Genomic DNA, 21,735 nt, shown 5'->3' with positions numbered 1-21,735 from the left:
AAAGGAGACGTGTCACGCCTCCTCTTTCTAAATTCTTTCAACTATCTATCTTATTCAACAGCTGCAGACAATTCAGCACCGGCTTTAAACTTAGCTACTTTCTTTGCAGGAATAGTAATAGCTGCCTTTGTAGAAGGGTTAATACCAGTTCTTTCAGCTCTTTCGCCTACAGAGAAAGTACCAAAACCAACGAGGGATACTTTTTCGCCAGCTTTCATAGCATTAGTAACTGAAGTGATGAAAGCATTAAGTGCTTTTTTGGCATCGGCTTTGCTCATTTGAGCTTCTGCAGCCATTGCGCTAATAAGATCAGACTTATTCATAATACGTAAAATGATTAATTAATATATATGTTACACAAAAGATTATCCCACAATGGATTGATTCCACAAATATAGCCGAACAAAACAACATATCAAATAAAAACATAAAAAAAACGCAGCAAATTATTGAAAAAGAGCTAATAGGAAGCACTTTTCATGCTTTAAAACAGAATTTATTCGTACTTTTGCGTCTATTATCTAAAATATTCAGAAAATAAAATGATGCCAACTGTAACTAAGAACCTGATAATTATCAATGTACTGGTATTTTTTGGAACGTTTGTAGCCCAACGTTACGGCCTGGATTTAACGAATTATCTGGGATTGCATTTTTTCCTTGCAAATGACTTCAATCCGGCGCAGCTAATCACTTATATGTTCATGCATGGCGGATTCAGCCACATTTTCTTCAATATGTTTGCCGTTTTTATGTTCGGATCGATTCTCGAACAAACCTGGGGTCCCAAACGCTTCCTCCTCTACTATATTCTCTGCGGTATCGGTGCGGGACTAATTCAGGAGGGGGTACAGTATATTCAGTATGTAACAGAACTTAGCCACTACGCGCAAGTGAATATAGGTACAGGTATTATCCCCATGGAAGAGTATCTGAACATGATGACCACCGTAGGTGCTTCGGGAGCCGTTTACGCCATATTGCTGGCATTCGGTATGTTATTTCCCAATAACCAGCTGTTTGTCTTCCCACTACCTTTTCCTATCAAAGCGAAATTCTTCGTTATAGGATATGCTGTCATTGAATTATGGTCAGGACTTGCCAATAGCGTTGGAGACAATGTCGCTCACTTTGCTCATTTGGGAGGAATGCTGTTCGGACTGATCCTGATTTTATACTGGAGAAAAAAAAGCAATAACAATGGGACATATTATAGCTGATTTAAAGGAGACATTCAGAAGAGGAACTATTTTTATCCAACTGATTTATGTCAACGCAGGCATCTTTGTGATCGGCACGTTGATCCATATTTTCTTGCGACTGTTTGAAGTAAGTACCCCCGATATATTCGGTATATTTGCCTTACCGGCATCCTTGAACGGATTTATTCATCAGCCCTGGTCGTTATTTACTTATATGTTTATGCATGCCGGCATCCTGCATATTCTATTCAATATGCTTTGGCTCTATTGGTTCGGAAGCTTGTTTCTCTACTTTTTCTCGGCAAAGCATTTAAGAGGTTTATATGTACTGGGAGGAATTTGTGGAGGTTTGCTATATATGGCCGCCTACAATGTATTTCCTTTATTCAGTTCGCAAGTAATGGGGGTAACATTAATAGGAGCATCAGCCTCCGTGTTAGCCATTGTAACTGCCACGGCCTATCGTGAACCTAACTACAGGGTACAACTTTTTCTTGTCGGTGCCATCCCCCTCAAATACCTGGCACTGATCGTTATCGGAATTGATGTATTGTCCATTACTTCAAGCAATGCCGGAGGACATATCGCCCACTTAGGCGGTGCCCTTGCAGGACTTTGGTTTGCTGTCAGCCTAGGCAAAGGAACTGATTTAACGTCCTGGATCAACCGGATGCTGGATGGCTTCCTCTCTCTGTTTCAGAAGAAAACATGGAAACGGAAACCGAAAATGAAAGTACACTATGGCAACAGTGCTACCGGTCGTGAGAAAGATTATGATTACAATGCCCGTAAAAAAGCACAGTCTGAAGAAGTGGACCGGATTCTGGAAAAGCTGAAAAAATCCGGCTACGACAGCCTGACAACAGAAGAAAAGAAAAGCTTGTTCGACGCAAGCAAAAGATAATACAATGGAACATATTGGCAAATTTGTCGCATATCTGATACTCGCTGTCAACGCTCTCTTCGTGGGAACATTGATCTTAAGCGCTTATAGTCCTTATCTTAACCCGAAAATAAATCCGCTTGCTTCCAGTTTGGGACTTGCATTTCCGATATTCCTGACTATTAATCTGATTTTTATCGGCTTCTGGGCATTCGTCAATTACCGATATACGCTCTTGCCTGCACTCGGTTTTCTGATTTGTATTCCACAGATACGGACTTATATTCCTTTTAACTCCACCACTAAAACAATTCCGGAAGGAAGCATCAAAATCCTATCCTATAACGTGATGAGTTTTAGCAATCTGAAGAAGGAAGATGGGAAAAATCCGGTATTGTCTTATCTTGCAAATAGCAATGCCGATATCATCTGTCTGCAAGAATATAGCACTGCTACCAACAAGAAATACCTGACGGAACAAGACATAAAAAAAGCATTGAAAGCATATCCTTACCAATCCATCCACCAACAAAGGAAAGGAAATGCGCAACTTGCCTGTTTCTCCAAATTCCCCATACTTTCGATACATCCCATCAAATATAAAAGTGATTATAACGGTTCCATAAAATATGTACTGAATGTAAACAACGACACTCTTACATTAATCAACAATCACTTGGAATCTAACAAACTTACCAAAGAAGACAGAGGTATGTATGAGGATATGATTAAAGACCCGAATGCCCAAAAAGTAAAAACCGGACTTAGGCAATTGATAAGAAAACTGACGGAAGCATCAGCCATCCGAGCTTCACAAGCAGATTCGGTGGCTAAAGCCATTGCTGAAAGTAAATATCCGACCACCATTGTATGCGGTGATTTCAACGACGGCTCCATTTCGTATACACACCGTATCCTGACCCAAAAGCTTAATGATGCATTCACACAGTCCGGTAAAGGGTTGGGAATCTCCTACAATCAAAATAAGTTCTACTTCCGCATAGACAATATCTTGATCAGCCCCAACCTGAAGGCCTACAATTGCACTGTAGACCAGTCTATCAAAGCATCAGACCACTACCCGATCTGGTGCTATATCAGTAAACGATGAGATCTGAAAATTCTAATAAAAAAACACTTATGATGATTAAAAAAACACTAACCATTTTAGCAGTAAGTTGTATGATGTACTCCTGTGCTACGAAAACAGAAAGCAATCCTTTCTTTACAGAATTTCAAACCCAGTATGGTGTTCCTCCTTTCGACAAGATTAAATTAGAACACTATGAACCTGCCTTCCTGAAAGGTATGGAAGAGCAGAATCAAAATATCGAAGCGATCATCGAATGTCCGGAAATTCCGACATTCGAGAATACGATTGTGGCTTTGGATAACAGTGCACCTATCTTAGACCGGGTAAGCGCCATTTTCTTCAATATGACAGATGCGGAAACGACTGATTCACTGACTGCGCTTTCCATCAAACTGGCACCGGTTCTTTCGGAACATGATGACAATATCTCCCTGAATAAGAAACTATTTAAGCGTGTAAACACCGTCTACCAAAAGAAAGATTCATTAAACCTGACATCGGAACAAAAACGCCTGCTGGACAAGACTTATAAAAGATTTATCCGTTCCGGAGCAAACCTTAAATCCCAAGACCAAGCCCTCCTCCGCGTAATCAACAAAGAGCTTTCTACACTCAGCATCACTTTCAGTAACAATGTATTGAATGAGAATAATGCTTTCAAACTTTTCGTTGATAAAGAAGATTTGGCAGGATTGCCCGAATGGTTCCGCCAAAGTGCCGCCGAAGAAGCAAAAGCAGCCGGACAACCCGGGAAATGGCTGTTCACCCTGCACAACGCCAGTCGTCTGCCTTTCCTGCAATATTCAGAAAATCGCCCGCTCCGGGAACAAATATACAAAGCTTACATCAACCGCGGCAACAACAACGACGGAAATGATAACAAGGAAAACATCCGCAAGATCGTTCTTCTCCGTTTGGAAAAAGCTGCATTATTAGGTTTCGACTGCTATGCAAACTTCGTTCTGGACGAAACGATGGCAAAAAATGCCAACAACGTAATGAACCTTCTGAATAACCTTTGGAGTTATGCACTGCCCAAAGCGAAAGCAGAAGCTGGCGAACTCCAAAAGTTAATGGACAAGGAAGGAAAAGGAGAAAAACTGGAAGCATGGGATTGGTGGTATTACACCGAAAAACTAAGGAAACAAAAATACAATCTGTCTGAAGAAGACACAAAACCTTACTTCAAACTGGAAAACGTACGCAATGGTGCTTTCGCCGTAGCCAACCAATTATATGGCATCACTCTGCGCAAACTGGAAGGCATACCGACTTATCACCCAGATGTAGAAGTCTTTGAAGTGAAAGACACAGACGGTTCCCAACTCGGTATCTTCTATGTAGACTATTTCCCACGTTCCGGAAAAAGCGGTGGGGCATGGATGAGTAACTATCGTGAACAACACGGAACAACCCGCCCGCTGGTATGCAATGTCTGCAGCTTTACCAAGCCGGTAGGCGATACTCCTTCCCTGCTAACAATGGACGAAGTAGAAACTTTATTCCACGAATTTGGTCATGCTCTGCACGGACTACTGACAAAATGTGAGTATAAAGGAACATCAGGCACCAATGTAGTACGCGACTTTGTTGAACTTCCTTCTCAAATCAACGAACACTGGGCAACTGAACCTGAAGTATTGAAAATGTATGCCAAACATTATCAGACTGGAGAAGTGATACCCGATGAAATCATCGAGAAGATACAGCAACAGAAAACTTTTAATCAGGGCTTTATGACCACCGAATTACTGGCTGCCGCCATCCTCGACATGAACTTGCACACAATAACAGATATAAAAAATCTGGATATGCTTGCCTTCGAAAAAGAAGCGATGGACAAGCTGAATCTGATTCCCGAAATAGCACCGCGTTATCGCGTGACTTACTTCAACCATATCATCGGCGGATATGCAGCCGGATACTATAGTTACCTATGGGCCAACGTATTGGACAATGATGCTTTCGAAGCCTTCAAAGAACATGGAATCTTTGATAAGAATACTGCCGACCTGTTCCGCTACAATGTATTGGAGAAGGGAGACAGCGAAGACCCGATGGTGCTTTATAAGAATTTCCGTGGAGCGGAACCAAGCCTGGAACCGCTACTGAAAAACAGAGGAATGAAATAATTCAGCAAAAAAGCCCTTAAACATCAAATATTTGAAGGCTTATTACACATGAATGTGAAAAAAAAACTATATTTGCAGCCTTGTATACGGCAAAAAGAACTTGTGTACGACAGAATTTAACTGAAAATTAAATTAAAAAAGTAATCATCATAAATTAAAAGTAAAATGCAAAACAAAGGATTTGTAAAGGTTTTTGCGGTATTACTCACACTGGTATGTGTGTTCTATCTCTCCTTCTCCTTCGTAACACGCCATTATACCAACAAGGCGAAAGAAATTGCGAACGGTGACCCGAAAGTGGAACAAGACTACCTCGACTCTCTCGCCAATGAGAAAGTGTGGTTGGGTAACTGGACGCTGAAAGATTGTCGTGAAATGGAGATTAGTTTAGGTTTGGACCTGAAAGGTGGTATGAACGTTATCCTTGAAGTTTCCGTACCTGATGTTATCAAAGCATTGGCAGACAACAAGCCGGATGAAGCTTTCAACAAGGCACTGGCGGAAGCTGCAAAGCAAGCTGTCAACAGCCAGGATGACATCATCACCCTGTTTGTCAGAGAATACCACAAAATTGCTCCGGATGCAAAACTTTCCGAACTCTTCGCAACACAACAGTTGAAAGACAAAGTAAACCAGAAATCAACAGATGCCGAGGTTGAAAAAGTGCTGAGAGCAGAAGTAAAAGCTGCAGTTGAAAACTCATACAACGTACTCCGTACCCGTATCGACCGTTTCGGTGTTGTTCAGCCGAACATCCAGAGCTTGGAAGACAAAATGGGACGTATCATGGTGGAACTGCCGGGTATCAAAGAACCGGAACGTGTGAGAAAACTTCTCCAAGGTTCTGCCAATCTGGAATTCTGGGAAACTTATGCAGCCAGAGAAGTCCTTCCTGCCATGCAATCTGCAGACGCAAAATTGCGTACGATATTGGCTGAAGAGACAACTGCTGACGGAGATACAATCGAGGCAGCACTCCTCACCGAAGCCGAAGCCACTCCGGTCGAGAAAAAAGCCGTAAGCGCTGCCGACAGCCTTGCAGCCGCCCTGAAAGGTGATGCAGCCGCTGAGAACAAAGCAGCTGCCAACATGGAAGAAATCAAAAAGCAATATCCTCTGTTGTCTATGCTTCAGTTGAATTCTAGCGGACAGGGTCCTGTTATTGGTTATGCCAACTACAAAGACACTGCCGATATCAACAAGTACCTAACTATGCCGGAAGTCAAAGCTGAACTCCCGAAAGACCTTCGCTTGAAGTGGGGTGTTTCTCCTGCTGAATTTGACAAGAAAGGACAGACTTTCGAATTGTATGCCATCAAGTCTACCGAACGTAACGGTAAAGCTCCGTTGGAAGGTGACGTAGTAACAGATGCGAAAGATGAGTTCGACCAATACAGCAAACCGGCTGTAAGCATGACTATGAACTCTGACGGTGCACGTCGCTGGGCTCAGTTGACCAAGCAGAACATCGGCCGTTCTATCGCTATCGTTCTTGATAATTATGTATATTCAGCACCAAACGTAAACTCTGAAATTACAGGTGGACGTTCACAGATTACAGGTCATTTCACTCCTGAACAGGCAAAAGACTTGGCAAACGTATTGAAATCAGGTAAGATGCCGGCTCCGGCTCATATCGTACAAGAAGATATCGTTGGTCCGTCACTGGGTCAGGAATCAATCAACGCAGGTATTTTCTCATTCATTGTAGCTCTGATACTGTTGATGATTTATATGTGCTCCATGTACGGTTTCATCCCGGGTATGGTTGCCAACTGCGCATTGATTCTCAACTTCTTCTTCACGCTGGGTATCCTTTCATCCTTTCAGGCTGCATTGACAATGTCAGGTATTGCCGGTATGGTATTGTCACTGGGTATGGCAGTGGATGCGAACGTACTTATCTATGAACGTACCAAAGAAGAGCTTCGTGCAGGCAAGGGAGTGAAGAAAGCACTTGCTGACGGTTATTCCAATGCATTCTCCGCTATTTTCGACTCTAACTTGACATCTATCATCACAGGTATTATCCTGTTCAACTTCGGTACAGGTCCGATCCGTGGTTTTGCTACGACATTGATTATCGGTATCCTCGTATCCTTCTTTACTGCCGTATTCATCACTCGTCTGGTTTACGAACACTTCATGAACAAAGACAAGTGGTTAAACCAGACATTTACAACCAAGATTTCAAAGAACCTGATGACCAATACGCATTTCGACTTCATGGGAACCAACAAGAAGTCCATGATTATCGTCAGTGCAGTTATCATTATTTGCATCGGTTCGTTTGCTATCCGCGGTTTGAGCCAAAGTATCGACTTCACCGGTGGACGTAATTTCAAGGTACAGTTCGAAAACCCGGTTGAACCGGAACAGGTGCGCGAACTGATCTCCAGCAAGTTCGGCGATGCCAACGTCAGTGTAATCGCTATCGGTACAGACAAGAAGACAGTACGTATCAGCACGAACTACCGCATCGAAGATGCAGGTAACAATGTGGACTCGGAAATCGAAGCATATCTGTACGAGACATTGAAACCGGTACTGACTCAGAACATTACATTGGAGACTTTCATTGACCGCGACAATCACACAGGTGGTAGTATCGTAAGTTCGCAGAAAGTAGGTCCGAGCATCGCAGACGATATAAAGACAGGCGCTATCTACTCTGTAGTATTGGCATTGATTGCAATCGGCTTATACATCTTAATCCGTTTCCGCAACATAGCCTACAGTGTAGGTTCTATCGTAGCTTTGACAAGTGACACTATTATGATTATCGGTGCCTACTCACTGTTCTGGGGTATCCTGCCGTTCTCTCTGGAAATCGACCAGACATTCATCGGTGCTATCCTGACAGCTATCGGTTACTCTATCAATGATAAGGTGGTAATCTTCGACCGTGTGCGTGAGTTCTTCGGCCTGTATCCGAAACGTGACAAACGTCAGTTGTTCAACGATTCATTGAATACTACACTTGCGCGTACGATCAATACATCATTGAGTACATTAATTGTATTGCTTTGTATCTTCATCCTTGGTGGTGATTCCATCCGCAGCTTTGCATTCGCAATGATCCTGGGTGTTGTCATCGGTACATTGTCATCACTGTTTATTGCATCTCCGATTGCACACAACATGCTGAAGAACAAAAAAGCCGTAGCAGCAACGACAGAAGAATAATAAGTTCCAGAAATAGAAAAAGCCTCTTCTGAACATTCGGTAGAGGCTTTTTCTATTGATTATTAAAACAAATAGAAGCTATAAGACGTTCATCTTAAAAGAAGCTGTTGTTAAACTTAAAACCAGATACAATATGAAAACAAAACAACTTCCCATAGATTCTTCGTAGTAGCCCCGAGGGGAATCGAACCCCTATCTAAAGTTTAGGAAACTTCTATTCTATCCGTTGAACTACAAGGCCGCTTCAAATTTGTTTGCAAAGATAACGGTTTCTGTCGATTTAACAAGAATAAAAATACAGGTTCCTTTCAGATATTTCAAATAATTAGCGTCAATAGGACAATAAAGTACGATTTATTTTCATAATTCGATTAACTTCACGACCTTTACGCTCACAAATTGAAAGTAAAACTAGTTTTTAAATTAAATATAGTAATTAAAATTATGGCAGACGAAATGATGGTTAAAGAATTGGAGGAAGTAGTAGTACGTTTCTCCGGCGACTCCGGTGATGGTATGCAGCTGGCCGGTAACATCTTCTCGAACATGTCGGCTACGGTGGGAAATGACATCTGCACCTTCCCTGACTATCCGGCAGACATCCGTGCCCCGCAAGGTTCGCTAACCGGTGTTTCCGGTTTCCAAGTCCACATCGGTGCCGGACAAGTTTACACGCCCGGAGACCGTTGCCACGTATTGGTGGCTATGAACCCCTCCGCTTTGAAAACACAAATCAAATTCTGTAAACCGCAAGGGCTTATCATTACCGACTCCGACTCGTTCGAAGCCAGAGATTTGGAAAAGGCACAATTTAAAACGGACAATCCTTTTGAAGAATTAGGAGTAAAACAGGAAGTGCTGGAAGTTCCGATCTCTTCTATGTGCAAAGAGAGCCTGAAAGACTCCGGACTGGATAACAAATCTATTCTTCGTTGCAAAAACATGTTCGCACTGGGATTGGTTTGCTGGTTGTTCAACCGTAACCTTGCCGCTGCTGAAAAAATGCTGCGTGAGAAATTTGCCAAGAAACCCGAAATTGCAGAAGCTAATATTAAGGTATTGAACGATGGTTTCAACTATGGCGCCAATACACATGCTTCTACTTCTACTTATAAGATTGAGAGCAAAGCTCCGAAATCAAAAGGACTTTATACAGATATCAACGGAAATAAAGCAACCGCTTACGGACTGATTGCCGCAGCTGAAAAAGCAGGTCTGGAACTCTACTTGGGTTCTTATCCTATCACTCCGGCCACTGATATTCTGCACGAATTAGCCAAACATAAATCATTGGGAGTAAAAACCGTACAGTGCGAAGATGAAATCGCAGGTTGCGCTTCTGCTGTTGGTGCCGCTTTTGCCGGTGCTTTGGCTGTTACAACCACTTCCGGTCCCGGTATTTGTTTGAAGAGTGAGGCTATGAACCTTGCTGTAATTGGTGAGCTTCCATTGGTAATTGTGGATGTGCAACGTGGCGGTCCGTCAACAGGTTTGCCTACTAAATCAGAACAGACAGACCTGTTACAGGCTCTTTACGGACGTAATGGTGAAAGTCCGATGCCGGTGATTGCCGCAACTTCACCGACCAACTGTTTCGATGCTGCATATATGGCATGCAAGATTGCTTTGGAACACATGACCCCGGTTATATTGCTGACTGATGCTTTCGTAGCTAACGGCTCGGCTGCCTGGAAACTTCCTGACTTAAACGAATATCCTGCCATCAATCCTCCATACGTGACTCCGGACATGGCTGGTAACTGGACTCCATACCAACGCAATGAAGAAACCGGTGCACGTTATTGGGCGATTCCGGGAACTGAAGGATTCATGCACCGCATCGGTGGTCTTGAAAAGAGCAATGAAACAGGTGCGATCTCTACCGAACCTGAAAACCACAATAAGATGGTTCATCTCCGCCAAGCTAAAGTGGATAAGATTGCAGACTATATCCCCGAACTCGAGGTACTGGGTGATGAAGATGCAGATTTACTGATTGTCGGCTGGGGCGGTACTTACGGTCATCTCCGTCTGGCTATGGACTTTATGCGCGATCATGGAAAGAAAGTGGCTTTCGCCCACTTCCAGTATATCAACCCGCTGCCAAAGAATACAGCCGATGTATTGCGTAAATACAAGAAGATCGTAGTAGCTGAACAGAATTTGGGACAATTCGCAGGTTATTTGCGGATTAAGATACCCGGATTAAACATCAGCCAGTTCAACCAAGTGAAAGGACAGCCTTTCGTTACGAGAGAATTGATAGATGCATTCACTAAATTATTGGAGGAATAAAAGATGAGCAATAAAGTATATACCGTACAAGATTATAAATCAGGCCAACCTCGCTGGTGTCCGGGATGCGGTGACCACGCCTTCCTGAACTCACTGCACAAAGCTATGGCTGAACTGGGAGTAGCTCCACACAATATTGCCGTCATTTCCGGTATCGGTTGTTCTTCCCGCCTGCCCTACTATGTAAATACATATGGCTTCCACACGATTCACGGACGTGCTGCTGCTATTGCAACAGGTGCAAAAGTGGTCAACCCCAATTTGACGATCTGGCAAATTTCCGGTGACGGTGACGGTCTAGCAATTGGCGGTAACCATTTCATCCACGCCGTCCGCCGTAACATTGACCTGAACATGATTCTGTTGAACAACCGTATCTATGGTTTGACAAAGGGACAATATTCACCGACTTCAGAACGTGGATTCGTCAGCAAATCATCTCCTTACGGAACAGTAGAAGACCCATTCCATCCGGCAGAATTGGCATTCGGTGCTCGCGGACGCTTCTTCGCACGCTGCATTGCTGTGGATGGTGCTGCTTCTGTAGAAGTGTTAAAAGCTGCAGCTAATCACAAAGGCGCTTCTGTGGTAGAAGTTCTGCAAAACTGCGTTATCTTCAACGACGGAACTCACGCCAGCGTTGCCACCAAAGAAGGACGCGCCAAGAATGCCATCTATCTGGAACATGGTAAACCGATGTTGTTCGGTGAAAACAAAGAATTCGGATTGATGCAGGAAGGTTTCGGACTGAAAGTAGTGAAACTTGGTGAGAATGGTATCACAGAAAAAGATATCCTTATCCACGATGCACACTGCCAGGACAATACACTGCAACTAAAACTGGCGTTAATGGAAGGTCCTGACTTCCCGATTGCACTGGGTGTAATCCGTGATGTGGATGCTCCGACGTATAACGATGCAGTTGCAGAACAAATCGAAGAAATCAAAGGCAAGAAGAAATATCACAATTTCCAGGAGCTGTTGATGACTAATGAGACTTGGGAAGTGAAATAATTCACTGCTCGCCAATAACATAAGAAGGGTGTATCAAAATTCCCTTTTTGAAGACATTACCCCTGCTATAGCTATCTGTGGCAGGGGTAAATCTTTATATTTAGGCATTATAACACACTCTCTTCATTATAAATACATCTCAAGTTCTCTTAAAGGTCATCTTCGGTCATCCCAAGCATACTGGTCGTCACCCCACAAATTACGATATACTGAACTTACTCAAGTCTCCTACACCATTTCACTGAGTGTAATACTTATCCCGGTCAATTCTACTACTAAATAGTAAAAGTAAGTTTGAAGTATGATTAAAACATTCCATTAAATCTCCGAAAACTTAAGGTATAATTAAAACTTTCAGCCTCATGAACCTTCCTCGAATCCTCAAAAAAAGGAAAGGCTATATTGACCGGATAAAACCTTTATGCAAAAATCTGTAGCCAAGATGTTAACAGGATAACGCCGTGTAGGCAAAAGTTTCCTCTTTACCAACTTATTGAAGAAATTTTAGGGATACATTCAGTGGAAATAGCTACGAGAGCATACGCCATTGTCCTATACACCAGTTCTTTATGGAGTAAACCATACGATTTACGAAAAATAAATACAGCACACCGCCGGGCTTCCATAGGAAACCAAATATCCTTTGGCGTGCTGGATTAACATTTAAGTCAAGTCATCTACAACTCATTATTATGCCATTTATGCAGAAATCGCATACTACCATCTGACCATAACTTTCAGAGGCAAACGATTAGAAGCTGGACCGACAAGAATCTCAAACTCCCCTTTTTCCACTACAAAGCGGTGCAGATTCATATCGTAATAAGCGAATGCATCCTCATTCAGCACTACAGAAACCCGCTTCTTCTCCCCTTTCTTCAAGAAGACCTTTTCATATCCTTTCAGTTCTTTTAAGGGACGGGGGACGGAGGATTGTACATCATGCACATACACCTGTGCCACTTCCAAAGCGTCCATCTTGCCTGTATTCTCTATATCAAAGCTAACGGTAGCCTCGTGCTCACCCGTTTTCTCCGCAGCCATATTGCTATAAATAAAAGTGGTATAGGACAAACCATAGCCAAACGGATAGAAAGGTTCTTTTCCCGAACGGTCATATCCACGATAACCGACAAAGACACCCTCGGAATAATCTACACGCTTAATCTCAGCTTTCAAGTTCTCATAATAACTGCCGTGCACTGGATTATCCTCCCATGTCTTCTCGATAGAAATCGGCAGCTTTCCGCTTGGGGAAATCTTGCCGGTCAGGATTTCAGCTATCGCCCGGCCGCCTTCCTGTCCCGGATACCATGCCATAAGAATGGCTTTTGCGGCATCATACCAGTTGGTGAAATCCACACCGCCACCGGCGTTCAGCACAACCACGACATTGGGATGCATGGATGCAATCTTCCTGATAAACAATTCCTGATAGCGAAGTAATGCAAACGAACGGTCAAAGCCTTCGCCTTCCGTGTTACTGTTGAAGCCTGTGCAGAACACCACATTGTCCACTTTTGCCAGTCCTTGACGAAGTTTAGTCTCATTAAGGCTATAAGCATTGAAACGGATGATGGCCGAAGAAATATTATCAAAGAATTCAATCCGGAAACGGTATTCCTTACCACCCTTAACCGGCAGTTCAACCTCACGGCTGGAATAAGAATGATTACCCCAGTCGCCCGTAATATGCTTATCGTTCACAAACAGACGGTAACCGTCATCACCACCTATGTGGAGTTTCAACTGACCATCTGCCTGTGGTACATAACAGGCTGTCCAACGGACTGAAAAGCCATCTGTCGGAAAACTGTCCAACGGTGCGCCATAGCCCCAATCATAATCAACTGATGATTCCGTACGTACAACTTCCGGCTGTCCCGAAAGCGTCTTGTTCTTAAAGTATTCAGCCTTGAAGCCTTTCACCTGACGATTAGCGTCAGTATAAAACTCATTAACAATATCTTCATAAATCACATCGTCCGTCAATAATACCAGATTCTTTTTCTTAAGTTCCTTCAAGCCTTGAGCCACTGAGACAGTAGAAAAAGGAGTGACAAAACCACTGCCGCCACCGGTAGGAATCAAATCGGCATTAGGACCCATAACGGCTGTTTTTCCTTTCAGCGGAAGCAGGTTTGCTTCATTCTTCAACAATACCACACCTTCGCGTGCCAGCTCTAAAGCTGTCTGGCGAGAGAAGGGATTATCCGATGGAATATCAGCATCCTTCTGTTCCTTATCCAACATCCCATAAGCAATCAATGTCTGCAAGATATGTTGTACTTTCAAGTTGATGGTTTCTTCGGTCACTGTACCGGTTTTGATGGCGGGGATAAGATTGTCGGCATTCATGAAATGCCCTTTGGGCATTTCGAGGTCAAGGCCGGCGTTAGCTGCTCCGATAGCGGAATATACCGAAGTCCAGTCCGACATCAGAATACCTTTGAAGCCCCAAAGATTGCGCAAGACATCAATATTCAGCCATTTGTGTTCGGTCGCATGGACACCGTTCAAGAGATTGTAGCTGTTCATCACAGCACTCACGTTCGCTTCCTGTACAGCCTTGCGGAAAGCCGGAAAATAAATTTCATGCAAAGTACGCTCGTCTATGTCCGAACTCGCATGATGGCGGCTCCATTCCTGGTTGTTGCCGGCAAAGTGCTTGATGGTCGCAATGACTCCTTCCGATTGCACACCGAGGATATATTGCTTGGCCGTTTCACCCGTCAAGTAAGGGTCTTCACCGAAGTATTCAAAGTTACGGCCGCACAACGGAGCACGATAGATATTCACGCCCGGCCCCAACAGGATACTAACTCCCCGTGCCTTGGCGTCCTGTCCCAAGCCTTGACCTAACTTATAAAGCAATTCCCGGTTCCAGGTAGAAGCAGACAGGATGCCCGACGGATAAAGGGTACTCTTCGGAGCATGATTGCGGACTCCCTGCGGCCCGTCGGCCAACTTGATTTCAGGGATTCCCAAACGGGGAATCGCACGTAAGGAAAAACTCGTATATCCGGAGATATAATCTATTTTCTCTTGCAAAGTCATTTTTGATACAATCTCCTTTGCGCGTTGCTCTACTTGAGAAGTAATTGTCTGTGCACTAGTCAGAATGCTGCATACGAGCATACATAGACCGATAATGCCTGTTTTCTTTTTCATGGTGGTCATGTGTTTTAATCTATCAATTCTATTTTAACGGCCTGTCCCAGTACGTGAATATTGTATTCTCCAGTTTCGAGGAATCGTTTACCGTCCTCATTGACAAATCCGAAATCACGTTCCAGGTCCATGTCGAAACGGAAAGTTTTCGTTTCTCCAGCTTTGATAAGCTGCTTTTCAAAGTGTTTCAGTTCTTTTACAGGACGCGTGATTGAGCAATACGGGTCGGAGATAAACCAATGGACAGTCTCTGCTCCGTCACGGACACCGATGTTGGTGACAGTCACTTCCGCCGAAAGCTTCTCACCACGCTTCACTTTAGTGGCAGAAGGGGTAACAGTGCCATACTTGAATTCAGTGTAGCTCAGCCCGTGACCGAAAGGATATAACGGTTCACTTGTAATGTCCTTATAGAATCCTTGATGCCCGCGTCCGCTCTTACGATGGTTGTAATAGATAGGAATCTGCCCCGTTGAATAAGGGAAAGTCATGGCAAGTTTACCGGAAGGATTAATACGTCCTGACAATATCCCCGCCATCGGCAGCGCACCATTCACACCCGGTTGCCAGATTTCCAGTATGGCATCAGAAACCGGTTCCAGACGGTTCAATTCCAACGGACGACCGTTTACCAATACCAGTACGACAGGCTTGCCGGCTTTCTTCAGTTCTTTTGCCAGTTCTTCCTGCATCTGCGGTAGTGCGATGGAAGAACGGGAAGCATTCTCACCGCTCCAAGTCATCATCTCGCCCAAGCAAAGAACAACAACGTCAGACCAACGTGCAGCTTCCAATGCTTCTGCAAATCCTTCGCGGTTATCTCCTTGTGTATTGCAACCTAATGCGTAACGCAGTTCGGCTTTTCCTGCAAATTCAGCAGCCAGACCGTCATAAAGCATTGCCACATCGGTATCCTTTCCGTGACCACGCCAGGAGCCTAACAAGTCCCAGCCATTTTTTGCCATAGGGCCTATTACTGCAATCTTCTTTTTATCTGTCAGCGGTAAAACGTTGTTTTCGTTTTTCAGCAATACCATGGATTCGGCCGCAAGACGGGCGGCAATATCCATGCTTTGCGGACGTAAGAAACGTTCTTTCTCAGTTGTAACCGGAGTATAAGGGCGTTCGAACAAACCGAGACGGAATTTCAGAAGCAAGACACGGCGGACAGCCTCATCCACTTGAGCCATTGATACCTTGCCTTCTTCTACCAACTCCTTCAAATGACGGTCATAAGCATGAGACATCATATCCATTTCAAGACCGGCGGTAAACGCATGCCGGGCTGCTTCCTTTTTGGTCGCTGCCAATCCCTGATTTTTTAGCTGTTCGATAGCTCCCCAGTCGGAAACGATAAAACCGTCATGCCGCCAACGGTTCTTTAATATCTCGGTCATCGTATAAGGGTTCGCCGAGCCCGGTACACCGCTGATATCATTAAAAGAACTCATCAGAGTTGCCGCACCGGCTTTCACGCCCATTTCATAAGGGAGCAGATAAGTGTCCCAAAGAGTTTGTCCGGAGATTTCAGTATATACATAATCACGTCCGGCTTCGGATGCCCCGTAGCCTACATAATGTTTCAGACAAGCTGCCACACGGTTTTCTGCCGACATATTAGCACCTTGATACCCTCTGACAGAAGCCGCTCCGAACACTCCGTTTGCATAAGGGTCTTCACCATAACCTTCCGCCACACGTCCCCAACGAGGGTCACGTGCCACGTCAATCATCGGCGAGAACGTCCAATCCACTCCCGACATACGTGCTTCCTGCGCAGATACGGCACACGCCTGCTCCACCAAATCCGGGTTCCAGGAACAAGCCTGCGCCAACGAAATAGGATACACGGTACGGAATCCATGAATCGCGTCATAACCGAAAATAATAGGAATACCCAGGCGGGATTCTTCCATTGCTTTCTTCTGCATATTATTGCGCAGTTCGGGATTTGTCTCGAAATAAATCAGGGAACCGATTTCCGCCGGCACTTTCTTTACCTCTTCGCCTACATTATTCACATTATTGTTCCGTCCCAGGGTATATTGATTGAGCTGCATCACTTTCTCTTCCAAAGTCATGCGGGATAGGAGATCATTTACGCGTTTCTCAATTGGAGCCTTCGGATCTTTATATAGTGCAACATCTTTTTTATCTTTTGCTAAAAGGGCAGATACGGCACCTAGCAGACACAAGACATAAACTAATACTCTTTTTCTCATTCGTATTTTCGTCGGTTAGTTAGCAATAGACAGGTCGGTTACCTTATACGGATGCTTTACTGCCGCATGGGCAGCTTGCTGAGCAATAGCTTTCCGTGCCTCATCCAGCCCTTCCGGAGCATAAGGATTCCCGACTACATTATGTTTGAAGATGCGTTCGAACCAAGTGCAGGCAGCGGTATATCGACCTACCTTCACATCCAGATGATAGCCGTCCCGGTTCAGATGGTCGCCGATGAAAGAGGTACGGGCGTTCTGGATGGCAGTGCCCGAAGGGATAACAATCTTTATCTTGTTCACCTTAGCAGCTTTCTTCACAGCATCGGCAATGGCCTGATACATGGTCAGTTGATTGCTGTTATAGTTTTTAAAACCACTATGCTTGGAAGTAGACGCATACGCCCAAGTTTGGTGCAGCATCAGCTTTGTTTTCTTGGGTAAGCGTACTTTCACATATTCTATAAGTTCCGGCAGAGAGGCTTCATACGTCTCATACATTCCCGAAAAAGGACTTGCCTGTTGCAGGCTGACGTAATCCCAGTCTTCATCTGCCAACACCGCTTCCAAAGACATCTTGCCCTTTTCCCGTTTCTTTCCATCCGTACCGATTTTCCGGTAGGCATAGGCAGGAGCATTGTCACGAGCATTTTTCACATGACGTTCCAGGGAACAGCCACCAATATACATATTGCCGATTATGGTTGAAATGCCTTCGGCTTCTGCAAGTTCATGCAGATATTGCTCCACAGCATCTTGGGAAAAGCTGTTGCCAATGGCAAGTATTCTGACCATTTTCTGCTGCGCATATGCTCCTCCGGCAAGAAGGAACAGTATACACATACAAATCACTACATTTTTATATCGCTTCATTGTAATCAATATGATAAAAACCAGACTTTATTTCACCAGACTAATGCATAGTGCATTGATATGTCCTTCCGCAGCACTACCGGTATCAATCCCTTTCACCTCGACAATGACCTTACCCTCCAAATCCGGTTCTACACTCTCAAACTTGGCAATGTACTCCTCGAAGTTTGCGGCATTAAATGCAGCAACATCCTTAATACCAGTTTTCATTTCTTTAACCTCGCTCTCCGTTTTACCTACCAAGTGATAAGAAGAGATACGGGCGTCTTTGCTTCCATTGAAACGGATGGCTAAGATAGTGAAATTATATTTCCGGGATGCATCCAGTTGAGAGATTTCTATTCTTCCCGGGCCTACTTCACCCATATTTTTCTCTCCTCCCACTAACAAACCGTCTTTCCATGCAGTCAGCGGAAATTCCACGCCATCCACCGTTACCAGGCTGGCCGGTTCGCCACCGACTCCGGCATAATTCGCAGTAAATCCGCCAAGCACTCTGACGCCAATATTCGTATAATTGTTTTCCGCATCTTTTATCCAACTGGTGGTTGAACTTTCCAGATACGAGGTTACATTATTCCACGGAGTGGCAGAGAGTGCAGTCGGACCGAAATCAATATAGATGGGAGCTTTCAAATCGGTGCCAGCTATTTCCGGCTCCTTGAAGTTAACCATATCAGTCACTTCATCGGGTTTCTGCACAGCGTAATGGGCAGCATTTTGTGCAATCTTCACTACCTGCGGGTCAATCGTTTCGGGAGCACACGGGTTGCCTACAACGTTTTGTCCTGTAATCATCTCAAACCAGGTGCAGGCAGCGGTATAACGCCCATAAGTAACTTCCAAATGATAGCCGTCGCGATTGAACGCGTCACCCAAGAAAGAGGTACGACCATTCTGGATGGCAGTGCCCGAAGGAATCAGCAGGTTCAGTGCCGTATGATTCGTCACCGCCTGTCGGGCAGCGGACACAATGGCATTGTACATAGTCATCTGATTGCTGTCATAATCCGGGAAACTTTCATGAGTGGAACTAGAAGCGTATGCCCAAGTCTGATGCCACATCAATTTAGCCTGCGGGCAACGCGCCTGTATACTGGCAATCAAATCGGCAAGCGCTGTGTACGTATCATATTTACCGGATTTTCCGCTCGCCTGTTGCAAGCTGATATAATCCCAGCTTTCATCGACCAATGCCTGAGACAACTTATATTTGTTTTTCAGCACTTTCTCGCCATCTACCACTTTGCGGTATTCATACGCCTCGGCATCCGACTGTAAATTAGCCAGATGCTTGTCCAAATCGCATCCGCCGATATACATATTGCCAATAATAAAATCATGTCCAGTGGCTGCACCCAATTCATACAGGTATTGCTCTACCGCATCTTGAGAGAAACTGTTGCCGATGGCAAGAATCCGGATTGCCCCTTGCTCCACCGTAACGGGAATCGTAGCAACAAGCGGTTTGGTATCCGTAGGGCATTCGATAGTTATGGACGTGTTTCCGGCAGATACACCTGTGATTGTGACATGCTTACCGTCTGCATCTACCGCTACGGTAGCTATGTTTGGATTTTCGGAAATACAGGTATATTCAGGCTTCAGATTCTCGTCACCGCCTACCGATACATTCAATGTAACCGTTTCGCCTGTGGTAACAGTAACTTCTTTGGAAGCTACCACCATCCATTTGCCGTTCACATAAACGATTTTCTCTTCAATCTGCGTCACTATTTTCTCCGATTCGGAACAGGATACCAATACTCCTCCGACAGAGAATAGTGACACTATAAATAATAATCCTGCCAACAGGAAGTTATTTCTCCATTTTATGGTTCTCATATTCATTATTAGTTATTGTTTCTCTTTTTCATGTAATAATCTCTCATCAGATACCACGATTTCTTACGCATACCCTGGTCGGATATGAGTCCTTTGCGGTTCCAGCCATCCTGATTGGTGGGGTGGAAGCGGAACGGGGAACGGAAGTCGAACAGAATCCACGGAGATACGCCGCGCAGGTTCGGGATATTGTCGAACATACGGATATTGTCTCTATACAGACGCGCCTGGTATTCTTCACTCCAGGAGCTGACCACGTTCTCATCACCGGACTGACCGTACAATGCTTCGCCGCCAAATTCCGAGATAATCAACGGTTTGTCCGTCACTACTTCCCAGATAGCATCTTTCGGCTCTACAGGCCACGAATGATACCAGCCCATATATTTATTGACAGCTACAACGTCCAGTTGGGAAGTAAAAGAGTCTTCCATTACAAAACGTTGTTTCTCACTGTTAAAGCGTACGAGGTCAAAAGCGGCAACATACAGGCGGGTAGTGTCCAGTTGCTTTCCCGTTTCGAGCAGGGAAGTAAGGAATTCGTTCCGTTCTTTGGAAGGCTGTGTTTCATTGGCAACGCCCCAATAACCTACCGCACAGCGGTTCTGATCGCGCTTAATCATTTCAGAAAGCATTCTCTGCGCTTTCTGACGGGTGTCATTGTCTGTAAAGTCAATACCCTGCCAAATGGGAATCTCCTGCCAGAGAAGGAAGCCCATCTTTTCCGCCAGGCGTACTGTGTGTTCATTTTGTGGATAATGCGCCAGGCGAATCATGTTCACGCCAAGCGCTTTCGCTTCATTCAACAGCATGGCTGCATCGGCTTCTGAGAAAGCACGTCCCATGCGTTGGGGAATTTCTTCATGGAAAGAGATGCAGCACATAAATGTCGGTTTCCCGTTCAAGTAAATATCTGTTCCTTTCACGGTGATGTTACGGAAGCCGATTTGCTCTTCCACGCGGTCGATTCTTGAAGAAACAGTCACACCATAGAGTTTCGGTTCTTCCGGCGACCAGCGTTGCAGCTTCTTCGCGTTCAATACGGTTTCCGCCTTTCCTTCTGCATCAGTAGTGAGCTCCACATTGATTTTGAGTTCAGGAATGGTAACTGTTACTTTCTCACCTGCTTTTTTATCAGAAAGACGCACGCGGGCGATGATGCGGTCGGGAGCATTTTTATCCAGTTGGACGAAATAATCTTCTATAAATGTCCGGGGAGTTTTCACCAGCAGCACATCTCTTGTGATGCCGCCATAGTTCCACCAGTCGAATGCCAAAGCGGGAATAGCGTCTTTGGTACGGCGGTTGTTCACTTCTACTGCCAGGAAGTTGTCACCGTCTTTCAACAGGTCTGTCACTTCCACTTGGAAAGGGGTGAAGCCGCCTTCGTGTTCTGCTATCTCTTTTCCGTTCAAGTAGACTTTGCTACGATAGCTGACAGCGCCGAAATAAAGGAACTGGCGTTTGTCTGCCAGGCGTTTAGCATCAAAGTGACGGGCATACCATACAGTGCCTTCGTAATATTTCAGTTCGGGCGATTGGGAGTTCCAGTCTCCCGGAACGTTAAGACGCAACCCGCCTTCAAACGCGTATTCGTAGAAATCAATATTTCTTTTCGGTTGCTGGTTCTCATAGATTTTCATTCGTTGTCCCTGGTCGTACAGGTCGATGATGGCATTCCATTTACCATTCAATGAATGGATGTCACGACCATACACATTCGTTATCAGCTCTTGTGCCACAACGCTTCCAGCAAAAGCAATCAGCAACAATAAACATAGGTTTAATTTCTTACCTGTTTTCATTTATCTATTAGTTTATG

The 21,735-nt window shown here is 44.6% G+C and carries 13 protein-coding genes and 1 tRNA gene; 7 read left to right on the top strand and 7 right to left on the bottom strand.

Going from position 1 to position 21,735, the window contains the following annotated elements; genetic code table 11:
• Positions 1-50: 50 nt before the first annotated feature.
• Positions 51-323: an HU family DNA-binding protein gene (locus AB9N12_RS08440; protein WP_369891362.1), complete on the bottom strand. Its 273-nt coding sequence runs from the start codon at positions 321-323 to the stop codon at positions 51-53.
• A gap of 222 nt (positions 324-545) precedes the next feature.
• On the opposite strand from AB9N12_RS08440, the gene AB9N12_RS08435 reads away from it, so the two are divergent.
• The 5 genes from AB9N12_RS08435 (at position 546) to secDF (ending at position 8,496) form a co-directional block, all read left to right on the top strand.
• On the top strand, positions 546-1,220 hold the full coding sequence (locus AB9N12_RS08435) for a rhomboid family intramembrane serine protease (protein WP_369892845.1): 675 nt from the start codon (positions 546-548) through the stop codon (positions 1,218-1,220).
• Entirely contained in the window at positions 1,201-2,106 is a 906-nt protein-coding gene (locus AB9N12_RS08430) for a rhomboid family intramembrane serine protease (RefSeq protein WP_369891360.1), read from the top strand. Before AB9N12_RS08435 ends, AB9N12_RS08430 begins: the two co-directional genes overlap by 20 nt.
• A gap of 4 nt (positions 2,107-2,110) precedes the next feature.
• On the top strand, positions 2,111-3,196 hold the full coding sequence (locus tag AB9N12_RS08425; protein ID WP_369891358.1) for an endonuclease/exonuclease/phosphatase family protein: 1,086 nt from the start codon (positions 2,111-2,113) through the stop codon (positions 3,194-3,196).
• 32 nt (positions 3,197-3,228) lie between these two features.
• Positions 3,229-5,310, top strand: coding sequence for a M3 family metallopeptidase (locus AB9N12_RS08420; protein WP_369892844.1), 2,082 nt, complete (start codon positions 3,229-3,231; stop codon positions 5,308-5,310).
• Positions 5,311-5,475: 165 nt separating this feature from the next.
• Positions 5,476-8,496, top strand: coding sequence for a protein translocase subunit SecDF (gene secDF / locus AB9N12_RS08415; protein WP_369891356.1), 3,021 nt, complete (start codon positions 5,476-5,478; stop codon positions 8,494-8,496).
• Between the two features lie 169 nt (positions 8,497-8,665).
• Here the strand turns inward: secDF and AB9N12_RS08410 are convergent.
• Positions 8,666-8,737: transfer RNA gene (locus AB9N12_RS08410), tRNA-Arg, on the bottom strand.
• A 203-nt stretch (positions 8,738-8,940) separates the two neighbouring features.
• On the opposite strand from AB9N12_RS08410, the gene AB9N12_RS08405 reads away from it, so the two are divergent.
• Positions 8,941-10,791: a 2-oxoacid:acceptor oxidoreductase subunit alpha gene (locus AB9N12_RS08405; protein ID WP_369891354.1), complete on the top strand. Its 1,851-nt coding sequence runs from the start codon at positions 8,941-8,943 to the stop codon at positions 10,789-10,791.
• 3 nt (positions 10,792-10,794) lie between these two features.
• On the top strand, positions 10,795-11,805 hold the full coding sequence (locus AB9N12_RS08400) for a 2-oxoacid:ferredoxin oxidoreductase subunit beta (protein ID WP_369891352.1): 1,011 nt from the start codon (positions 10,795-10,797) through the stop codon (positions 11,803-11,805).
• 717 nt (positions 11,806-12,522) lie between these two features.
• Here the strand turns inward: AB9N12_RS08400 and AB9N12_RS08395 are convergent.
• The 5 genes from AB9N12_RS08395 to AB9N12_RS08375 are packed head-to-tail and all read right to left on the bottom strand — an operon-like array spanning position 12,523 to position 21,718.
• On the bottom strand, positions 12,523-14,976 hold the full coding sequence (locus AB9N12_RS08395; RefSeq protein WP_369891350.1) for a glycoside hydrolase family 3 C-terminal domain-containing protein: 2,454 nt from the start codon (positions 14,974-14,976) through the stop codon (positions 12,523-12,525).
• A gap of 14 nt (positions 14,977-14,990) precedes the next feature.
• On the bottom strand, positions 14,991-17,198 hold the full coding sequence (locus tag AB9N12_RS08390) for a glycoside hydrolase family 3 N-terminal domain-containing protein (protein ID WP_369891348.1): 2,208 nt from the start codon (positions 17,196-17,198) through the stop codon (positions 14,991-14,993).
• Between the two features lie 15 nt (positions 17,199-17,213).
• Positions 17,214-18,068, bottom strand: coding sequence for a DUF4886 domain-containing protein (locus AB9N12_RS08385; RefSeq protein ID WP_369891346.1), 855 nt, complete (start codon positions 18,066-18,068; stop codon positions 17,214-17,216).
• A gap of 27 nt (positions 18,069-18,095) precedes the next feature.
• Positions 18,096-19,919 (bottom strand): DUF4886 domain-containing protein, encoded by a 1,824-nt coding sequence (locus AB9N12_RS08380; protein ID WP_369891344.1) that lies wholly within the window; start codon positions 19,917-19,919, stop codon positions 18,096-18,098.
• A 2-nt stretch (positions 19,920-19,921) separates the two neighbouring features.
• Positions 19,922-21,718 carry a glycoside hydrolase family 2 protein gene (locus AB9N12_RS08375; RefSeq protein WP_369891342.1) on the bottom strand — a complete coding sequence of 599 codons (1,797 nt, stop codon included), beginning with the start codon at positions 21,716-21,718 and terminating at the stop codon, positions 19,922-19,924.
• Positions 21,719-21,735: the final 17 nt, after the last annotated feature.

This window comes from Bacteroides sp. AN502(2024), from assembly GCF_041227145.1.
In the GTDB taxonomy this organism is placed as follows: domain Bacteria; phylum Bacteroidota; class Bacteroidia; order Bacteroidales; family Bacteroidaceae; genus Bacteroides.
The sequence above is the reverse complement of the archived record's forward strand: the minus strand, read 5'-3'. Positions and strand labels throughout refer to the sequence as shown.

What these genes read in the sequence shown, in the direction of transcription:
- AB9N12_RS08440 (WP_369891362.1), bottom strand. Translation starts at nt 323, where the DNA reads ATGAATAAGTCTGATCTTATTAGCGCAATGGCTGCAGAAGCTCAAATG.
- AB9N12_RS08385 (WP_369891346.1), bottom strand. Translation starts at nt 18,068, where the DNA reads ATGAAGCGATATAAAAATGTAGTGATTTGTATGTGTATACTGTTCCTT.
- AB9N12_RS08380 (WP_369891344.1), bottom strand. Translation starts at nt 19,919, where the DNA reads ATGAATATGAGAACCATAAAATGGAGAAATAACTTCCTGTTGGCAGGA.
- AB9N12_RS08390 (WP_369891348.1), bottom strand. Translation starts at nt 17,198, where the DNA reads ATGAGAAAAAGAGTATTAGTTTATGTCTTGTGTCTGCTAGGTGCCGTA.
- AB9N12_RS08420 (WP_369892844.1), top strand. Translation starts at nt 3,229, where the DNA reads ATGATTAAAAAAACACTAACCATTTTAGCAGTAAGTTGTATGATGTAC.
- AB9N12_RS08405 (WP_369891354.1), top strand. Translation starts at nt 8,941, where the DNA reads ATGGCAGACGAAATGATGGTTAAAGAATTGGAGGAAGTAGTAGTACGT.
- AB9N12_RS08425 (WP_369891358.1), top strand. Translation starts at nt 2,111, where the DNA reads ATGGAACATATTGGCAAATTTGTCGCATATCTGATACTCGCTGTCAAC.
- AB9N12_RS08430 (WP_369891360.1), top strand. Translation starts at nt 1,201, where the DNA reads ATGGGACATATTATAGCTGATTTAAAGGAGACATTCAGAAGAGGAACT.
- AB9N12_RS08375 (WP_369891342.1), bottom strand. Translation starts at nt 21,718, where the DNA reads ATGAAAACAGGTAAGAAATTAAACCTATGTTTATTGTTGCTGATTGCT.
- AB9N12_RS08435 (WP_369892845.1), top strand. Translation starts at nt 546, where the DNA reads ATGCCAACTGTAACTAAGAACCTGATAATTATCAATGTACTGGTATTT.
- AB9N12_RS08395 (WP_369891350.1), bottom strand. Translation starts at nt 14,976, where the DNA reads ATGAAAAAGAAAACAGGCATTATCGGTCTATGTATGCTCGTATGCAGC.
- secDF (WP_369891356.1), top strand. Translation starts at nt 5,476, where the DNA reads ATGCAAAACAAAGGATTTGTAAAGGTTTTTGCGGTATTACTCACACTG.
- AB9N12_RS08400 (WP_369891352.1), top strand. Translation starts at nt 10,795, where the DNA reads ATGAGCAATAAAGTATATACCGTACAAGATTATAAATCAGGCCAACCT.